15 protein-coding genes are annotated in these 15,380 nt (G+C 63.3%); 4 read left to right on the plus strand and 11 right to left on the minus strand.

Annotated features, from left to right (window positions below; genetic code table 11):
- Positions 1-21: 21 nt before the first annotated feature.
- The 3 genes from MGMSRV2_RS04625 to MGMSRV2_RS21375 all read left to right on the plus strand — a co-directional run bounded on the left by MGMSRV2_RS04625 (position 22) and on the right by MGMSRV2_RS21375 (position 5,269).
- Positions 22-3,402 carry a response regulator gene (locus MGMSRV2_RS04625; RefSeq protein ID WP_024079184.1) on the plus strand — a complete coding sequence of 1,127 codons (3,381 nt, stop codon included), beginning with the start codon at positions 22-24 and terminating at the stop codon, positions 3,400-3,402.
- A 162-nt stretch (positions 3,403-3,564) separates the two neighbouring features.
- On the plus strand, positions 3,565-4,803 hold the full coding sequence (locus MGMSRV2_RS04630) for an MFS transporter (protein WP_024079185.1): 1,239 nt from the start codon (positions 3,565-3,567) through the stop codon (positions 4,801-4,803).
- 322 nt (positions 4,804-5,125) lie between these two features.
- Positions 5,126-5,269 carry a hypothetical protein gene (locus tag MGMSRV2_RS21375; protein WP_158497737.1) on the plus strand — a complete coding sequence of 48 codons (144 nt, stop codon included), beginning with the start codon at positions 5,126-5,128 and terminating at the stop codon, positions 5,267-5,269.
- Here MGMSRV2_RS21375 and MGMSRV2_RS04635 read toward each other — a convergent pair.
- From MGMSRV2_RS04635 to MGMSRV2_RS04675, 9 genes are all read right to left on the minus strand, one after another.
- Positions 5,260-5,667 carry a bacteriohemerythrin gene (locus MGMSRV2_RS04635; protein WP_024079187.1) on the minus strand — a complete coding sequence of 136 codons (408 nt, stop codon included), beginning with the start codon at positions 5,665-5,667 and terminating at the stop codon, positions 5,260-5,262. The genes MGMSRV2_RS21375 and MGMSRV2_RS04635 overlap by 10 nt on opposite strands.
- Positions 5,668-5,781: 114 nt before the next feature.
- Positions 5,782-6,066: a hypothetical protein gene (locus MGMSRV2_RS04640; RefSeq protein WP_024079188.1), complete on the minus strand. Its 285-nt coding sequence runs from the start codon at positions 6,064-6,066 to the stop codon at positions 5,782-5,784.
- Between the two features lie 99 nt (positions 6,067-6,165).
- On the minus strand, positions 6,166-6,492 hold the full coding sequence (locus MGMSRV2_RS04645; protein WP_024079189.1) for a four-helix bundle copper-binding protein: 327 nt from the start codon (positions 6,490-6,492) through the stop codon (positions 6,166-6,168).
- A gap of 124 nt (positions 6,493-6,616) precedes the next feature.
- Positions 6,617-7,714 carry a branched-chain amino acid ABC transporter substrate-binding protein gene (locus tag MGMSRV2_RS04650; protein WP_024079191.1) on the minus strand — a complete coding sequence of 366 codons (1,098 nt, stop codon included), beginning with the start codon at positions 7,712-7,714 and terminating at the stop codon, positions 6,617-6,619.
- Between the two features lie 65 nt (positions 7,715-7,779).
- Complete coding sequence (locus MGMSRV2_RS04655; RefSeq protein WP_024079192.1) at positions 7,780-8,121, minus strand: DUF6867 family protein; 342 nt, start codon at positions 8,119-8,121, stop codon at positions 7,780-7,782.
- Positions 8,118-8,840, minus strand: coding sequence for an ABC transporter ATP-binding protein (locus MGMSRV2_RS04660; RefSeq protein WP_024079193.1), 723 nt, complete (start codon positions 8,838-8,840; stop codon positions 8,118-8,120). The genes MGMSRV2_RS04655 and MGMSRV2_RS04660 overlap by 4 nt, the downstream gene beginning before the upstream one ends.
- A gap of 1 nt (position 8,841) precedes the next feature.
- Positions 8,842-9,651, minus strand: a complete 810-nt coding sequence (locus MGMSRV2_RS04665; RefSeq protein ID WP_024079194.1) for an ABC transporter ATP-binding protein — start codon at positions 9,649-9,651, stop codon at positions 8,842-8,844.
- Positions 9,648-10,916 carry a high-affinity branched-chain amino acid ABC transporter permease LivM gene (gene livM / locus MGMSRV2_RS04670; RefSeq protein WP_024079195.1) on the minus strand — a complete coding sequence of 423 codons (1,269 nt, stop codon included), beginning with the start codon at positions 10,914-10,916 and terminating at the stop codon, positions 9,648-9,650. The genes MGMSRV2_RS04665 and livM overlap by 4 nt, the downstream gene beginning before the upstream one ends.
- Before the next feature lie 2 nt (positions 10,917-10,918).
- Positions 10,919-11,833: a branched-chain amino acid ABC transporter permease gene (locus tag MGMSRV2_RS04675; RefSeq protein ID WP_024079196.1), complete on the minus strand. Its 915-nt coding sequence runs from the start codon at positions 11,831-11,833 to the stop codon at positions 10,919-10,921.
- A gap of 178 nt (positions 11,834-12,011) precedes the next feature.
- Between MGMSRV2_RS04675 and MGMSRV2_RS04680 the strand changes: the two genes are divergently transcribed.
- Positions 12,012-13,040, plus strand: a complete 1,029-nt coding sequence (locus tag MGMSRV2_RS04680; RefSeq protein ID WP_144084271.1) for a hypothetical protein — start codon at positions 12,012-12,014, stop codon at positions 13,038-13,040.
- A gap of 9 nt (positions 13,041-13,049) precedes the next feature.
- Here MGMSRV2_RS04680 and MGMSRV2_RS04685 read toward each other — a convergent pair whose 3' ends face one another.
- Positions 13,050-13,424: a response regulator transcription factor gene (locus tag MGMSRV2_RS04685; RefSeq protein WP_024079198.1), complete on the minus strand. Its 375-nt coding sequence runs from the start codon at positions 13,422-13,424 to the stop codon at positions 13,050-13,052.
- Positions 13,425-13,467: 43 nt separating this feature from the next.
- On the minus strand, positions 13,468-15,309 hold the full coding sequence (locus MGMSRV2_RS04690; RefSeq protein ID WP_024079199.1) for a PAS domain S-box protein: 1,842 nt from the start codon (positions 15,307-15,309) through the stop codon (positions 13,468-13,470).
- Positions 15,310-15,380 lie beyond the last annotated feature (71 nt).

Raw genomic sequence — 15,380 nt, forward strand, 5'->3', positions numbered from 1 at the left:
CGGGGGCGGGGGGATTTGGAAATGGGCCGTATCGTGGCCGTGTTCGTGGTGCTGGAAGCCTTGGTCGTGCTGTTCCTCAACATGGTACGGCTGGACAAGGAACAGCAGCATTTCGACCAATACACCGCCGTGCTGGAAACCGCCTATCGTTCCAGCCTGCAGATGTATCGGCTGGCCATGGAGCTGTCTTATTTCGATCTGATGGCCAAGCCGGAAGTGGCGGAATTGATGGAACGCGCCATTACCGCCGACGACCAGGAAAAGGCCATCCTGCGCGGGCGGCTGTACCGCACTCTTTATCCGTTTTACCGCGAACTGCAAAAGCGCGACCTGCGGCAATTGCATTTCCATCTGCCCGACGGCACCAGCTTTTTGCGCTTTCACCAGCCCGACCGCTTCGGCGATCCGTTGTTCGACATCCGTCCGTCGGTACGGGTCGCCAATACGGAATTGCGCAGCGTCCAGGGGTTTGAAGCGGGGCGGGTGGGGTCTGGCTTTCGCTTCGTTCATCCGGTGCTGCGTGAGGGCCGCCACGTGGGCAGCGTCGAAACCAGCCTGACCTTCAAGGCCATCCGCAACGCCATGGCCGAACTGGATGCCACCCGCGAATACGCCTTCGTCGTCCGCCGCGAGGTGGTCGAGGGTATCTTGTTTGCCAGTCAAGCCAATCTGTACAAGCCCTCGGCCCTCAGCAACGACTTCCTGGTCGAGGATTCCGGCGTACGGTTGGCCGATTCGCTGCCCGAGCTCAGTTCCAGCGCCCAGGCGGTCAATGTGGATCTGGCGACCAAGCCGGAAATCAGCCGCCGCATGCAGCGGGGCGACACCTTCACCATCAAGGCCACCAGCGGCAATTCCATTTATGCGGTGTCGCTGGTGGCGGTCAATGATGTGGGCGGCAAAGCGGCGGGTTATGTGATTTCCTATGCCCCGGCGCCGTTGGCCGGGCTGATCATGCGCGAATTCATGGTTTCGCTGGTGGTGGCGACCGTGATGTTGGCGGCGGCCTGCGTTTTGTTCGGACGCCTCAAACGCAGTTCCACCGCGCTCGAACATGAACGGGCCAGCCTGAAGGCCATCACCGACACCATGGCCGACGGCTTGTTCGTCATGGACAATCACGGTCTGATCGTCCTGGCCAACCCGGCGGCCTGCGCCATGCTGGGCTATCAGGAAAACGAAATGCTGGGCCATCAGGCCCATGCTCTGTTCCATTCCCATGCCGTCAACGACCACCTGCCCATCTCGGAATGCCCGGTGTTCAAGGCGGTGAGCGGCGGCAAGCCCTATGCGGGCGAGGAATATTTCAGCCACAAGGATGGCCGCGTCATCGCCATGGACGTGGCCTCCATGCCGCTGGTGCAGGATGGTCAATTGACCGGGTCGGTGAACGCCTTCCGCGACATCACCCCGCGCAAGGAAACCGAACAGGCCCTGATCGCCGCCAAGCACGCGGCGGAACGTGCCAACATGGCCAAATCCGATTTCCTGGCGACCATGAGCCACGAAATCCGCACCCCCATGAACGGCATCATCGGCATGACCAGCCTGTTGCTGGACACCCATCTGTCGTCGGAGCAGAACTATTACACCAACACCATCCGGGTCTCGGCGGAATCGTTGCTGACCATCATCAACGATATCCTGGATTTCTCGAAGATGGAGGCGGGCAAGCTGGAATTCGAGGAAACCCCCTTCCTGCTGACGCCCCTGGTGGAAGGGGTGGTGGACATTCTGGCGCCCAGGGCCAAGGCCAAGGGGATCGGCCTGACCTTCGCCGTGCCGCGCGACGCCTCCCGCGTGTTCATCAGCGATGCCGGTCGGTTGCGTCAGGTGTTGCTCAATCTGGCCGGAAACGCGGTGAAGTTCACCGAAAAGGGCAGCGTTGCCATCACCGTCACGCTGGAGCCCAAGGATGAAACCTGCGTCGAAGCGTGCTTCGCCATCACCGATACCGGGATCGGGATCGCCGACGAGGCCAAGGACCGTCTGTTCAGCCGGTTTACCCAGGCCGATTCCTCCACCGCCCGCAAATTCGGCGGTACCGGTCTGGGACTGGTCATCTGCCAGCGCATCGTCGAGGCGCTGGGCGGGGCTATCGGTTTCGACAGTATTCCCGGCCAGGGTAGCCGCTTCTGGTTCCAATTTCCCTTGCGCCTGGGGGATCCGCACATGAGCTTGGACGTTCAGGGCACGCCGCTGGTTGGTCTGTCCATCCTGGTGGTGGCCGCCGATGAGGAACTGCGCGAAAGCCTGGATGCGCCCCTGACCGATTGGGGGGCAAGGGTCGGCCAGGCCAGCGACGCCCTGTCCGGCCTGACCGCTGCCCGCGACGCCATGCAGGACGGCAATCCGTTCAATGTCATCCTGATCGAGGCGGGTATGAGTGGCATGAGCGGCCGTGATCTGGCCAGCATCCTGCGCGCCGATTCGGCCCTGTCCGGGCTCAGGATTTTGATGTTCAGCCACAATCCCCAGGATTTCGGCGCCGACGATCGCCGTCGGCTGGCCCTGACCGCGGTGCTGGACCAGCCGGTACGGCAAAGCCAGTTGCTGGACAATCTGATGCCGTTGGCTCCGCGCCAGACGCAAACCCAGGGTGCTGACGGCAGCGGCGGCGAACGGGCGCTGCGCATCCTGGTGGCCGAGGACAATGCCATCAATCAGCAGGTGGCGGTGGGGTTGCTGACCAAACTGGGGCATCGCGCCGATGTCGCCCATGACGGGGCCGAGGCCTTGATTCAGGTTCAGCAGGGTGATTACGATCTGGTGTTGATGGACATGCAGATGCCCAACATGGACGGCCTGACCGCCGCCCGGGCCATTCGCGCCCTGGATGGCAGCATCTCCGCCATCACCATCATCGCCATGACCGCCAATGCCATGGACGAGGACCGGAATGCCTGTCTGGCCGCCGGTATGAACGATTACATCTCCAAGCCCATCGATCGGCAACGCCTTGCCGCCTTACTGTCGCGCTGGCAGGGACGGCTGGAAAATGCCGCCAAAGTCAGCGATCAGGGTATGCCTTCGCCTCAGTCGGGCATCGTCGTCGATGCCGAGATTCAGGCCGATCTGGTCGATGCCCTGGGGGAAGAATATTGCCGGCAATTGCTGGTCAGCTTCGCCGCGTCGCTCCCTGACAAGCTCGGCGATGTGGAAGCGGCCCTTCAGTCCGGCGATTCCGCCTGGGCTGCCAGTACCGCCCATTCCATCAAGGGCAGCGCCGCCAATCTGGGATATGTGTGGCTGGCCGATGCCGCAAGCACGGTGGAACGTTTGTGCAAGGACGGTGATCTGGATGCCGCCCGCGCCGCCCACACCAGCTTGGACGCGGCGGCGGCGGCCACGCGGACACATATCAATGTCAACACCGATACTTTAATACCGCCCGGCCAATGAACTGATCCGTTGGATCAGTTCACGCCGAGACGGCAACGCTCAACGCCGCGCGGGCTTGCCGGTCGCCTGAACGGATCATTTCAAGGGGCGACCGGTATGACTGATTAAACCGGTTCAATCACAAGGTTGACCGGTCGTGACCAAGCGGCCAAGGTCGGGGTTATGAATAGTGTAACGCCTTCCGCCACCACCTTGGCCCTGCGGGTCTTGCTGCCGTTTGCCGGCGGCTATTTCCTGTCCTATCTGTACCGCACCGTCAACGCCGTGCTGGCCCCCCATATCGCTGCCGACATCATGCTTGATGCCGGTGCCTTGGGCCTGATGACCGGCATGTATCTGCTGGCCTTCGGCTCGGTGCAATTGCCCTTGGGCATTCTGCTCGACCGTTACGGCCCGCGCCGGGTGGAAGCGGCGCTTCTGCTGTTTGCCGCCGCTGGCTCCGCCTTGTTCGCCATCGCCGAACAACCGTCGGCGCTGATCATGGGCCGTGCCCTGGTCGGCCTGGGGGTATCGGCCTGTCTGATGGCCGCCATCAAGGCCAACGTGCAATTCTATCCGCCGCAAAAGCTGGCCTTGGTCAACGGTATCATCCTGTTCGCCGGCGGCTTGGGCGCGGTGGCGGCGACCCAGCCGGTACAGGCGGCGCTGGCCTTGACCGACTGGCGCGGCATCTTTTGGATTTTGGCCGGACTCAGTCTGGCCATGGCGGTCATTTTGTTCGTCACCGTGCCCGACAAGGGCAGCGGGGCAGGGGGCGGCAGCCTGCTGGCGCAGATGGGCGATGTTGCCGCCATTCTCCGCAACCCAGATTTCCTGCGGGTGATGCCGGTCACCGCCATCGCCTTGGGCTCATTCATGGCCATCCAGGGGTTATGGGCCGGGCCGTGGCTGCGCGACGTCGCCGGCCTGGACAGCAACGCCGTCGCTCAATCGCTGCTGGCCATGGCTGCCGGCATGGCCGCCGGCTATCTGGCCTGGGGCGCGGTCAGCGATTTTCTCGGTCGCCGTGGCATCCATATCCTGGTGGTCGCCGCCTTCGGCATGGTCTGGTACGGGCTGTCCATGACGGCCATGGCCCTGGGCTGGGGCGGCGCGCCGGTGTTTCTGTCCGCCAATTTCGGTTTTGCCGGGGCGTCGGTGTCCTTGTGCTATGTGGTGGTGGCGCAACTGGTGCCGTCCACCATGTCGGGACGGGCGACCACCACCTTGAACCTGATCATCTTCGCCGTCGCCTTCGCCGTGCAATGGGGCTTGGGCGCTATCATCAATCTGTGGCCCAAGATCGATGGCGGCTGGCCGCCCTTGGCCCATCAGGTGGCGCTCTGGGTGCCGGTGGTCCTGACCGTGGCCGCCATGATGTGGTTGGCCCCCCTGGTGGTGCGATCCTGGCGCAACAGGTAGGCGGCTTGCCTGCCCGGCAGGGCAGTGGTTTGAATTAGAGTGATGTCATATAATGGGCGCCGCGAAAAGCCTTGCGGGACCGCCCCGTCCCACATCCAGGCGTTGCCCGCGCCATGCAAGGCTTTTCGCCCCTTGCCTGCCCGTACAGGTGTCAATTTTCCCTTAACGTCAGCATGAACCTTTGTTGACGCGAGAAGCTGTCACTTTTCCCCACCGCCCATTGCCGCTACAAATGAGCCGTTGCAGCCAATGATGGTGACGGAAAATGCTTCATCACGGCAGGAATAGCTGCTTTAACGCGCTTATGGGTGTGGGTGGCGCTGTGGCCGAACGGGATTCCCTGGCCATGCGCCGGGTGATCGACGATGTCCTGGCCTGTGACAAGCTGGTCCGGTGCAGTGATCGGCTGGAATGTACTTGGCTGGCCTCGCAGATGGCCGATTCCATGCGTAATCGTCAGGGCTGAGCGGTAAACAGGCTTTTGTACTTCATGTCCTCGACCAGGATGTGGTCCATCAGCCAGGTCTTCAGGAACTTAGCCATGTCCTCGGTCAGGGCATCGGGCTTGTTGCCGGCCAGATGACGGGCGCGGAACGCCATGACCATTTCGCGCAAGCGCTCATGCTGGGCGTGGTGAGCCGCCAGATCGGCGTAATCGCGGGCGGCCAGTTTGCTTTCCTCGCGGTTGAAGTGACCGTCGGTGTAGTCCAGCAACTCATCGAACAACTGATCCAGTTCGACCTTGGACGGATCGATCTGCCAGGAATCATAGATACGGTTGAGGATTTCGATCAGCCGGCGATGATCGGCATCCAAGGCGGTGGTTCCGACGCTGAACGACTTGTCCCACTGAATAAAGGCCATGACGGGGCGACACTTTCAAATTGGGCTAACCTGTGCCTACCGAAATAGCCAATTCGCTTCGCTACTGCAATGTCGCCCGGCGACATCGAGGGATGCGCCGGGGGCATGACTGATTTACGTGCGGTCGTTTTGTTCCCGCAGAAGGCGCAGCAATGGGTTGGCCTCGGCCAATTGGCGCCAGGGCGCGGTCCAGGCTTCCATGGCTTGGCCCCACAGCGCCATGGGGGCGAACAGCGGCGACATCTGCCCCAGGCCGCCGATCAGCGGCAGGGCCGATTGAAAATCGGGGGTGGCGCGCAGATTGATGGTCATGATCTCGGCGCCGCCATCGGGGTCGCTATGATGGCGGATCTCCACACTCATGTTGGGCAAGGTGCCGGTGATGGTGGTTTCGTCCATGGTGACCTCGGTTGTGGTGGCTGCCGGCAAGGTGCCATGAAGAACGGCTACGGTTCCATGAAAAAACCCGCCCCGAACGGATCGGGGCGGGGGTATCGGTTACAGCACCTTGCGGCACTGGGTTGCCGCCCGTCGACAGGATTCGGCACATTCCTTCATGCGCAGATCGATCGGGGCCAGCTTTTCGCAGGCATCGGCGCATTTGTCGGCGATTTCCGCCGTCACCCGCAGCACCGAAGTATATTGGCGCGACGAGCGCAACAGGAAGTCGGCGGCGGTTTCGGTGATGTCGGCGGTATCCAGCAGCAATTGCACCAATTCCCAATTGGCCAGATCGCCGCCTTGCTGCATGCCGTGGATGGCCGCCTCGGTGGCGGTACGGTGCGCAAGGTCGCAGGCGTTGATGCAATCTTTCATCATCGGCATCGGTTCAACCCTCCCTGTGGTGTCTCCTCTGGGTTGAAAGCCTGATCCCAAACCACGGTACCGTCAATGCGAAAGGCCCGGCGCTTGCGCGCCGGGCCTGCCGTCAAAGCCTTGGATAGGCTTGTCAATCGGCGTAAACGTACTTGCCGTTCTTCCACACATACATGACATAATTGGGGCCGACGACATCGCCCTTGGCGTCGAAGCCGATATTGCCGATGACGGTGTCGAACTTGTTGGCCTTGAGCGCGGCAGTCACCTTCTTGCCGTCCAGGCTGCCGGCCTTTTCGGCGGCCATGGCCCAGGCTTGGATGGCGCCGAACGAGTACAGGGTATAGGTCTCGGGCTCGTACTTCTTGTCGCGATAGTACTTCACCAAAGCCGCGTTTTGCGGCAGCAGGCGCGGATCGGGGCTGAAGGTGACCAAGGTGCCTTCGCCGGCGGCGCCGGTGATGGCCCAGAATTCTTCCACCAGCAAGGCGTCGCCGCCGACCAGGGTGGTCTTCAGGCCCTGGTCGCGCATCTGCCGCACGATCAGGCCGCCTTCGGTCTTGTAGCCGCCCAGGAAGACGAAGTCGGCGCCCGCCGCCTTCAGCTTGGTGACCAGGGCGGAATAGTCCTTTTCACCGGCGGTGATGGCTTCGTAGAACACTTCCTGCACGCCGGCGGCGTTCAGCGCCTTCTTGAACTCGTCGGCCAGGCCTTTGCCGTAAGCCGACTTGTCCTGAATGATGGCGACCTTCTTGCCGGGGAACTTCTTGGCGATGTAATTGGCGGCGGTCGGGCCCTGCTGGTCGTCACGACCGCAAACGCGGAAGACGTTGTTAAGGCCGCGTTCGGTATAGGTCGGATTGGTCGAGCCGGGGGAAATCTGCGGAATGCCGTTTTCCTGATAGACTTCCGAGGCGGGGATGGACGAACCCGAGCAGAAATGGCCGATTACCGCCGCCACCTTCTTCGACGACAGCTCTTCGGCCACCGAACGGGCCTGCTTGGGGTCGCAGGCGTCATCGCCGACGACGATCTTGACCTGCTGACCCAGCACGCCGCCCTTGGCGTTGAGGTCGGCGACGGCCTTGTCGGCGCCTTGCTTGAACTGTTCGCCGAACTGGGCTTCCGGTCCGGTCATCGGGCCAGCCAGGCCCAGCAGGATGTCGGCATGCGCCGTACCGGCAATGGCGGCGATGGTGGTGGCTAAGGCCAAAGTCTTGAAAGTCCTCATCTCCCGTAACCCTCCGTCTGGTTGATGCAAAAACACTAACACCGGGTTTGGGGAATGACATCCATCTATAGGTGATGGTGCAGTCTTTCCCGCCAGCCGAACAGGCCGACCCGCTCATAAAGCCAGGGATATTGCAGACACATGCGCCGCGCCCGGGTGGCGCGCCATGCCGCGGCGCCGATGGCGGCCAGCACCAGCGTGTCCAGTATGTAGCCGGCAAGGCTGAGCAACGGCCCGCCGAACAGGGCGAACACCAAGAAGCGGTCGGCGGCACCCAGCAGCAGGGCATAGGCCAACACCTGCCACAGCGGGCGCCAAGTGTTGGAAATGGAATGGCCGGTCATGAAGGCGCAGCCGCCCATGAAGCCGAGGGTTACACCGATGAAGACGGGGATGGAATGGATCATGCCGTGGCTCCGTGCCCGCCTTCCAGGTAATGGGCGCGGATTTCCGGGTTGGCCAGCAACTCCGCCCCGGTCCCGGCCAGGGTGACCCGACCGTTGACCAGCACATAGCCGCGATGGGCCAGCTTCAGCGCGTGATGGGCGTTCTGTTCGACCAGGAACACCGTCATGCCCTGGTCCTGGTTGATCTGGCGGATCAGGTCGAAGATGTGGCGGACCACCAGCGGCGCCAGACCCAGCGACGGCTCGTCCAGCAACAGCACACGCGGACGGCTCATCAGGGCGCGACCGATGGCCAGCATCTGCTGTTCACCGCCGGAAAGCGTGCCGCCGCGCTGGTTCAGGCGTTCGCGCAGACGTGGGAACAAGCCCAGCACCTTGTCCAAATCCTCGGCGTAATGGGCGGGGTCGCCGGCCACCGCGCCCATTTGCAGGTTTTCCAGCACGCTCATGCGGCCAAAGATGCGCCGGCCCTCGGGGCTGTGGGCCAGACCCAGGCGGGCGATCTGGTGCATGGGCATCTGGGTGATGTCCTGGCCGTCCAGCAGCACCCGGCCCTTGCTTGCCCGGGGCGCGCCGCAGATGGTCATCAACAGCGTGGTCTTGCCGGCGCCGTTGGCACCGATCAGGGTGACGATCTCGCCTTGCCGGACCTCGACGTCGATGCCGTGCAGGGCCTGGATGCGGCCATAACCGGAATGCAGGTTTTCCACCGCCAGCATGTCAGGCCTCCGCCTCGTCGGGTTCGCCCAAGTACGCGCGGATCACCGCCTCGTCGGCGCGGATTTCGCCGGGTGTGCCCTCGGCGATTTTCTTGCCGTAATCCAGCACCACCACCCAGTCGGAAATACCCATGACCACGCTCATGTCATGTTCGATCAGCAACAGGCCGATGCCGTGTTCGTCGCGGATGCCGGTCAGCAGGGTGTTGAGCTCCAGCGATTCACGCGGGTTCAGACCCGCCGCCGGCTCGTCCAGACACAAAAGCAGCGGGTCGGTGCACATGGCGCGGGCGATTTCCAACCGACGTTGCGAGCCATAGGGCAGCGACCCGGCATCCTCGTCGGCCAAGTGCAGCAGGCCGACCTTGTCCAGCCAATAGCGGGCCTTGTCGACACCCAGCTTTTCCGCCTTGCTGTACCGCGACAGCCCCAGCAGACCGGCCAGGGAAAAGGCGCTGGCCCGCATCAACGTGTTGTGCTGGGCGACGATCAGGTTTTCCAGCACGCTCATGCGGGCGAACAGGCGGATATTCTGGAAGGTGCGACCGACCCGGGCCTTTTTGGCGATGTCGAAATCGTCGAGCCGCTCCAGATAGACCGGCCCCCGCTCCTGGTGCAGGGTGATGCGGCCCACCTGCGGCTTGTAAAAGCCGGTGATGCAGTTGAACAAAGTGGTCTTGCCGGCCCCATTGGGGCCGATGATGGCGGTGATCTGCCGGGGCCGCGCCGTGAACGACAGATCGTTGACGGCGAACAGGCCGCCGAAGCGCATGGTGACGTGTTCCACCTCGAGCAGCGGAGTGTGGCTCATGCCGCCTTCTCCTTGCCCAGGCGGATGGTGGGGGCGCGGTGCGACAGCAGCCCCGACGGTTTCCACAGCATGATCAGCACCATGGCGCCGCCAAAGGCCAGCATGCGGTATTGCTGCAACTCGCGGAACCATTCCGGCAGGCCGACCAGCAACAAGGCCGCCAGCACCACGCCGATCTGGCTGCCCATGCCGCCCAGCACGACGATGGCCAGGATCACCGCCGATTCGATGAAGGTGAAGCTTTCCGGGCTGATGAAGCCCTGGCGGGTGGCGAAGAAGGAACCGGCGAAACCGGCGAACATGGCCCCCGTGGCAAAGGCCGACAGCTTGATGGTGGTCGGGTTCAAGCCCAGCGAGCGGCAGGCGATCTCATCCTCGCGCAGGGCCTCCCAGGCGCGGCCGATGGGCAGGCGGCGGATGCGTAGGGTGAACAGGTTGGTGAACAAAGCCAGGGCCAGGATGACGAAGTAAAGGAAGATCACCCGATGGTCGCCGGAAAAATCCAGGCCGAAATAATCGGCGAAGGTGGTCTTGCCGGCGGGCGCGTTGGCGGTGAAGGTCAGGCCGAACAGGGTCGGGCGCGGAATGGCGCTGATACCGGCGGGGCCATTGGTGAAATCCTGCCAGTTCTGCAAGATGACGCGGATGATCTCGCCGAAGCCCAAGGTGACGATGGCCAGATAATCGCCCCTCAGGCGCAGTACCGGAAAGCCCAGGGCGACACCGAAACCGGCGGCGAACAGTCCGGCGAGCGGCAGGCACAGCCAGAACGACAAATCCAGCTTGGTCGCCAGCAGCGCATAGGAATAGGCGCCGACGGCGTAAAAGGCGACAAAGCCCAGATCGAGCAAGCCGGCAAGGCCGACGACGATGTTGAGCCCCCAGCCCAGCATGACGTAGATCAGCACCAAGGTGGCCTTGTCCACCAGCGAACGGTCGGCGAAGGGCAGGAACGGCAGGGCGATGGCAAACCCGGCCAACCCCCAGCCCACGTAAAGCCGCGCTTTCGGGAAACGTTCGCCCCAATTGGGCAGGGCCAGAACCGGCAGGCGACCGGGCAGGGCATCACGTGACAGCGATAGCACAAAACGCCCGATGCCGACCACCAGCGCCGCCCACAACACCCAGTCGAAGCGGAACCCCAGGGTCAGCGCCTGGGACGAATCCACCAGCCGGAAGCCCATCATCGGCAGCGCCAGGGCGGCGGCGACCACGGCCCCCAGCACGCCATCACGCAAAGCGCGGGGAAAGTTGACGGCGGCCATGCTCAGATCTTCTCCACTTCCGGCCGGCCCAGCAGGCCGGTGGGGCGGAACAGCAACACCAGAACCAGGATGGAGAAGGCGGCCACATCCTTGTATTCAATGGAGAAATAACCGGACCAGAAGGCCTCGATCAGGCCGATCAGCAAGCCGCCCAGCATGGCGCCGGGCAGCGAGCCGATGCCGCCCAGAACGGCGGCGGTGAAGGCCTTGATGCCGGCGAGGAAGCCGATATAGAAGTCGATGACGCCGTAATACAGCGTCACCATCAGCCCGGCGACGGCGGCCAGGGTGGCGCCCATGACGAAGGTGGCGGAAATGATGCGGTCGGTGTTGACCCCCAGCAGCGCCGCCATCTTCATGTCCTGCTCGGTGGCGCGCTGCGCCCGGCCCAAGGAGGTGCGGGTGATGATCCAGGTGAACACCGCCATCAGTGCCACGGTCAGGGCGATGATGACCATTTGCAGATAGGACAGGCTGACGGTGAAGCTGTCACCGTGCAAAATCTCGATCCCGCCCTTGAACAAAGGCGGCAGCGGCTTGACGCGCGCCCCTTGGGTCAGTTGCGAGAAGTTCTGCAACACGATGGACATGCCGATGGCGGAGATCAGCGGCGCCAGCTTGGGCGCGTTGCGAAGCGGGCGATAGGCGACGCGTTCCACCGCCCAACCCCATAAGGCGGTCAGGATCATGGTCGACATCAAGGCCAGGATCAACCCCAGGGCGACCGAGGTGCCGCCGATGGTGGTGGCGGTGAGAAAGGCAATCAACGATATGAAGGCACCCAGCATGTAAATCTCGCCATGGGCGAAATTGATCATGCGAATAATGCCATATACCATGGTGTAACCGATGGCGATCAGGCCATATATGGCCCCCAATGTCAGCCCGTTGATAAGCTGCTGTAGGAAATATTCCATCCGCCCACCTTGAATAGCCCGTTTTTTGCGCGGGATAGGTAAACCTACTCTTCACCCGGATCGTGTCAATCGTCAATGGCCCGATGGTGGGGAATTCACGATACTGTGGCCCCCGTCCCTGCTAAAATGCCGGAGCGGGCTAGGGCCTATGTGGGGGGCGAGCGTGGTGGCGAAGCTGATGGACGACGTTATCCGCATCCGAATCGATGCGACGCTTGCCGTCGCTGAATTTCTGGCGCAACTGGCCGAACAGGCGGCGGAAGGGGAAACGGCGGCGCCGGCAAATCCGGCCAACCGGGCGATTTTCCGCGAACTGGCCCCCTTCCGGCTGGTGGAGTACAGCTACATCGACCCCGATATCGGTGCCATCGACGGGGTGTGCGTGGGCTTTGCCGACGGGTCGCTGTTTTCGGTCTCGGAAGATATCCCCGAAGCGGTCATCGACGCCCTGGTGACCCAGGACTTGGCCGATCTGCCACCCATCTACATCTATATTCTGCTGGCCGAACCGCGCCCGGCTTCGGCCATCGACCATTTTCTCGAAGCCTTGGCAATCCATCTGGGGCGTCCGCTGATCGGTGTGTTCCGCGATGCCGGCGGTTGCATGGGCGGGCATTGCTATGCGCTCGATACTCCCATCGCCGGGCGCGAGGCCTTGGCGCAGCAAAAGAATCGCTCGGTGTTGGAAGCCAACCGTCATTTCGACAAGGCCCGCACCTTGCGCCATCTGGCCCAATCCAACCTGGCTGCCGATGGCCGGGCCTTTGCCCAGATCACCTATAAGTTCGCCCCGCACGTGGCGGAATTCGGCGATGCGGCCAAGCGCGACGACTTCATCGCCTGGAGCCGGACGCTGTGCGAATGGATTTATTCGCGCTGGTGCGATTGGCAGGATTTGGGCCTGACTGAAATATTGCGACCGGCGGAAATGGCGACAGCCCCGTCGGATGGGACGGTGGCGGTACGGCTGATCGCTCCGGCGGATTACGATGGCGGTCAGCCGTGGCGGGCTTTCGGTGGCGTCGACGCGGCCAGCGCCGTCAACTTCGCCCAGTCGGACGCGGCCAGCAGCGACGAATCCTTGCGCCAATCCCTGGCGGCGGCACGGCAATATTGGTCTTATGTGACCGAAACCATCGCCGCCGGCGAGGCGGTGGCCCGCGCTCGCGCCGACACCCGCCATCGGCGCGGCATGAAGCTGGATTGATCGGCAGGTTCAGCCGCCGGTGGCGACCTGGATGGCGGCCAGCAGGGAATCGATCTCGAACGGCTTTTCCAGCACCGCCACCGCGCCCAGGCGCTTGGCGGTATCCAGGCCGGCGGCTTTTTCCAGCCGGGCGCTGCCGCCGGAAATGGCGATGATCGGCGTCTCGGGGCTCATGGTCTGCACTTCCATGATCGCTTCGATGCCATCCATTTCCGGCATGATGATGTCGGTGATGATCAGGTCGAAAACCTGGCCGGCGGCGATCATGTTCACCGCTTCGGCGCCGTTTTCGGCGGTGACCACCTCGTGGTCCAGCTCGGTCAGCACATCGACCAGGGAATCGCGCATCAGCCGGGTGTCTTCGACGATGAGGATACGGCTCATGATGTTCTCCCGGTTCTGGCGTTCAGGTGTTTGATAATCGGATTCACGGTGTCGGGCAAGCCATGTCGGCCAAGGGCAGGGTGATGGTGAAGGTGGTGCCCTGGCCGCTGACGCTTTTGACACCGACCTTGCCGCCCATGGCGGTGACCAGACCGTGGACCACCGACAGGCCCAAGCCGGTGCCCTGGCCCACCGGTTTGGTGGTGAAGAAGGGGTCGAAGATGCGCGCGGCCACCTTTTCGCTCATGCCGCAGCCGGTGTCCGACACTTTCAGTACCGCGTCGCCGTCGACCACTTCCAGGCTGACCGCCAGCGCGCCTTTGCCGCCCATGGCATCCCGCCCGTTATTGGCCAAGTTCAGCAGAATCTGGGTGATCTGGCCGCCATTGCCCATGACCATGGCCTGATCGGGGCCGATATGCTGATCCAGGCGGATGGCCGGCGGCAGGATCGAGCCGGCCAGTTCGCTGAACTGACGCACCACCGCCACCAGATCGACGGCGCTCAGATCCTGGCGCTCCTGTCGGCAATAGGCCAGCACGCCGCGGACGATGTCGCGGCCATGCTTGGCCGCCTCGATGATACGGTCGCAGCGGCTGCTGTTCTTGTCGTCCAGGGTGGCGGAGCGCAGCAGCATTTCCGCTCCCATCAGGATGGGGCCCAGCATGTTGTTGAGTTCGTGGGCGATACCGCCGGCCAGCCGGCCCAGGGCTTCCAGCTTCTGTCCCTCGGTAAGGACGCGTTCCATCTGCCGGCGCTCCTCGGCGGCGCGGATGGTTTCGGTGATGTCCTCGACCAACAGCAACAGCGACGGCAAGGTGGCCTTTTCCGAGGCGTGGAAGTGGCTGCCGGTCAGGCGCCAGCGCCGCTCGTCGCCCTTGGGGCCGGTGACGGCGATCTCGCGGCAGAACACGCCGTCGACGGCGGTTTCCAGGGCGGGCAGGGCGGAAGCGGGGATGAAATCGGTGAGCTTGGCCGTGTCGGTGATTTTGCCGTGGCTGCCGCTCATGAAATGGAAGGCCGGGTTGCTTTCGCGGATGCGGCCATCGGCATCGGCGACCAGAATCCCCAGGGGCGCGGCCTCGAAGGTCAGGCGCAGGCGCTGTTCGGTTTCCGCCAGCACGCTTTCGGTCTGTTTGCGGCGGCTGATGTCGCGGCCGATGACGATCAGCGACAACCGTCCGTCGCTGCGTACTTCCGAGACGGTCATTTCAAAGGGAAAGGTGCTGCCGTCGGTCCTGATCGCCACCACTTCGCCGGTGCCGCGCTGAAAACATGCCAACATCTGATCGCCATGGCATGACGGTCGCCCAGGCGGACAGGATTGCTGGATCAGCTCCATCAGGCATTGGCCGCGCAAGCCGCCCTCGGCCCAGCCGAACAGGCGTTCGGTGGCGGCATTGGCCCATTCGATGCCGCTTTCGCAATCCACCGTCAGGATGCAATCCTCGGCGTGGTCCATGACCGTCTGAAAATGGTGTTCGGCCCGCATCCACCGGGTGATGTCCATCCAGGCGCCGTCCCAGACTACATGGCCGTCGGCCTGCCGTTGCGGGCGGGCCGAGCCGCGCAGCCAATGGGTCTGGCCATCGGCGGAAATGATGCGGAACAGCTCGACACAAGGCCGACCGTCATCGGCGGAGCGGCGGACCGCGCGCACATGGTCGTCGCGGTCGGCCCAATGCAGGGCGTTCAGTGCTCCGGCTTGGGTGACACTCATTTCCGCAGGGGCGAAGCCGAAGATGGTCTCCACATTGGGGGAAAACCACTCATAGCGGATGTGGCCGTCGCCATTCATGCGGCGGCGGAACAGCACGCAGGCCATGTCCGCCATCAGATCGACCAGGGTCGCCGGAAAAGGGGCGGGCGCTGGTTGCGGGTTCATGGGGGACTGCCTTTGGTGAAACGAGCGGTGGAGTGTCGGGTGCGATAGTGTAGCATGCCGGCAGCGAACAA

The sequence above is a fragment of the Magnetospirillum gryphiswaldense MSR-1 v2 genome (assembly GCF_000513295.1).
Classification (GTDB): Bacteria; Pseudomonadota; Alphaproteobacteria; order Rhodospirillales; family Magnetospirillaceae; genus Magnetospirillum; species Magnetospirillum gryphiswaldense.

Bases quoted from the DNA above. Each gene is read 5' to 3' on its own strand.
- MGMSRV2_RS04625 (WP_024079184.1), top strand. From the start codon at position 22: ATGGGCCGTATCGTGGCCGTGTTCGTGGTGCTGGAAGCCTTGGTCGTG.
- MGMSRV2_RS04630 (WP_024079185.1), top strand. From the start codon at position 3,565: ATGAATAGTGTAACGCCTTCCGCCACCACCTTGGCCCTGCGGGTCTTG.
- MGMSRV2_RS04635 (WP_024079187.1), bottom strand. From the start codon at position 5,667: ATGGCCTTTATTCAGTGGGACAAGTCGTTCAGCGTCGGAACCACCGCC.
- MGMSRV2_RS04640 (WP_024079188.1), bottom strand. From the start codon at position 6,066: ATGGACGAAACCACCATCACCGGCACCTTGCCCAACATGAGTGTGGAG.
- MGMSRV2_RS04645 (WP_024079189.1), bottom strand. From the start codon at position 6,492: ATGCCGATGATGAAAGATTGCATCAACGCCTGCGACCTTGCGCACCGT.
- MGMSRV2_RS04650 (WP_024079191.1), bottom strand. From the start codon at position 7,714: ATGAGGACTTTCAAGACTTTGGCCTTAGCCACCACCATCGCCGCCATT.
- MGMSRV2_RS04655 (WP_024079192.1), bottom strand. From the start codon at position 8,121: ATGATCCATTCCATCCCCGTCTTCATCGGTGTAACCCTCGGCTTCATG.
- MGMSRV2_RS04660 (WP_024079193.1), bottom strand. From the start codon at position 8,840: ATGCTGGCGGTGGAAAACCTGCATTCCGGTTATGGCCGCATCCAGGCC.
- MGMSRV2_RS04665 (WP_024079194.1), bottom strand. From the start codon at position 9,651: ATGAGCCACACTCCGCTGCTCGAGGTGGAACACGTCACCATGCGCTTC.
- livM (WP_024079195.1), bottom strand. From the start codon at position 10,916: ATGGCCGCCGTCAACTTTCCCCGCGCTTTGCGTGATGGCGTGCTGGGG.
- MGMSRV2_RS04675 (WP_024079196.1), bottom strand. From the start codon at position 11,833: ATGGAATATTTCCTACAGCAGCTTATCAACGGGCTGACATTGGGGGCC.
- MGMSRV2_RS04680 (WP_144084271.1), top strand. From the start codon at position 12,012: ATGGACGACGTTATCCGCATCCGAATCGATGCGACGCTTGCCGTCGCT.
- MGMSRV2_RS04685 (WP_024079198.1), bottom strand. From the start codon at position 13,424: ATGAGCCGTATCCTCATCGTCGAAGACACCCGGCTGATGCGCGATTCC.
- MGMSRV2_RS04690 (WP_024079199.1), bottom strand. From the start codon at position 15,309: ATGAACCCGCAACCAGCGCCCGCCCCTTTTCCGGCGACCCTGGTCGAT.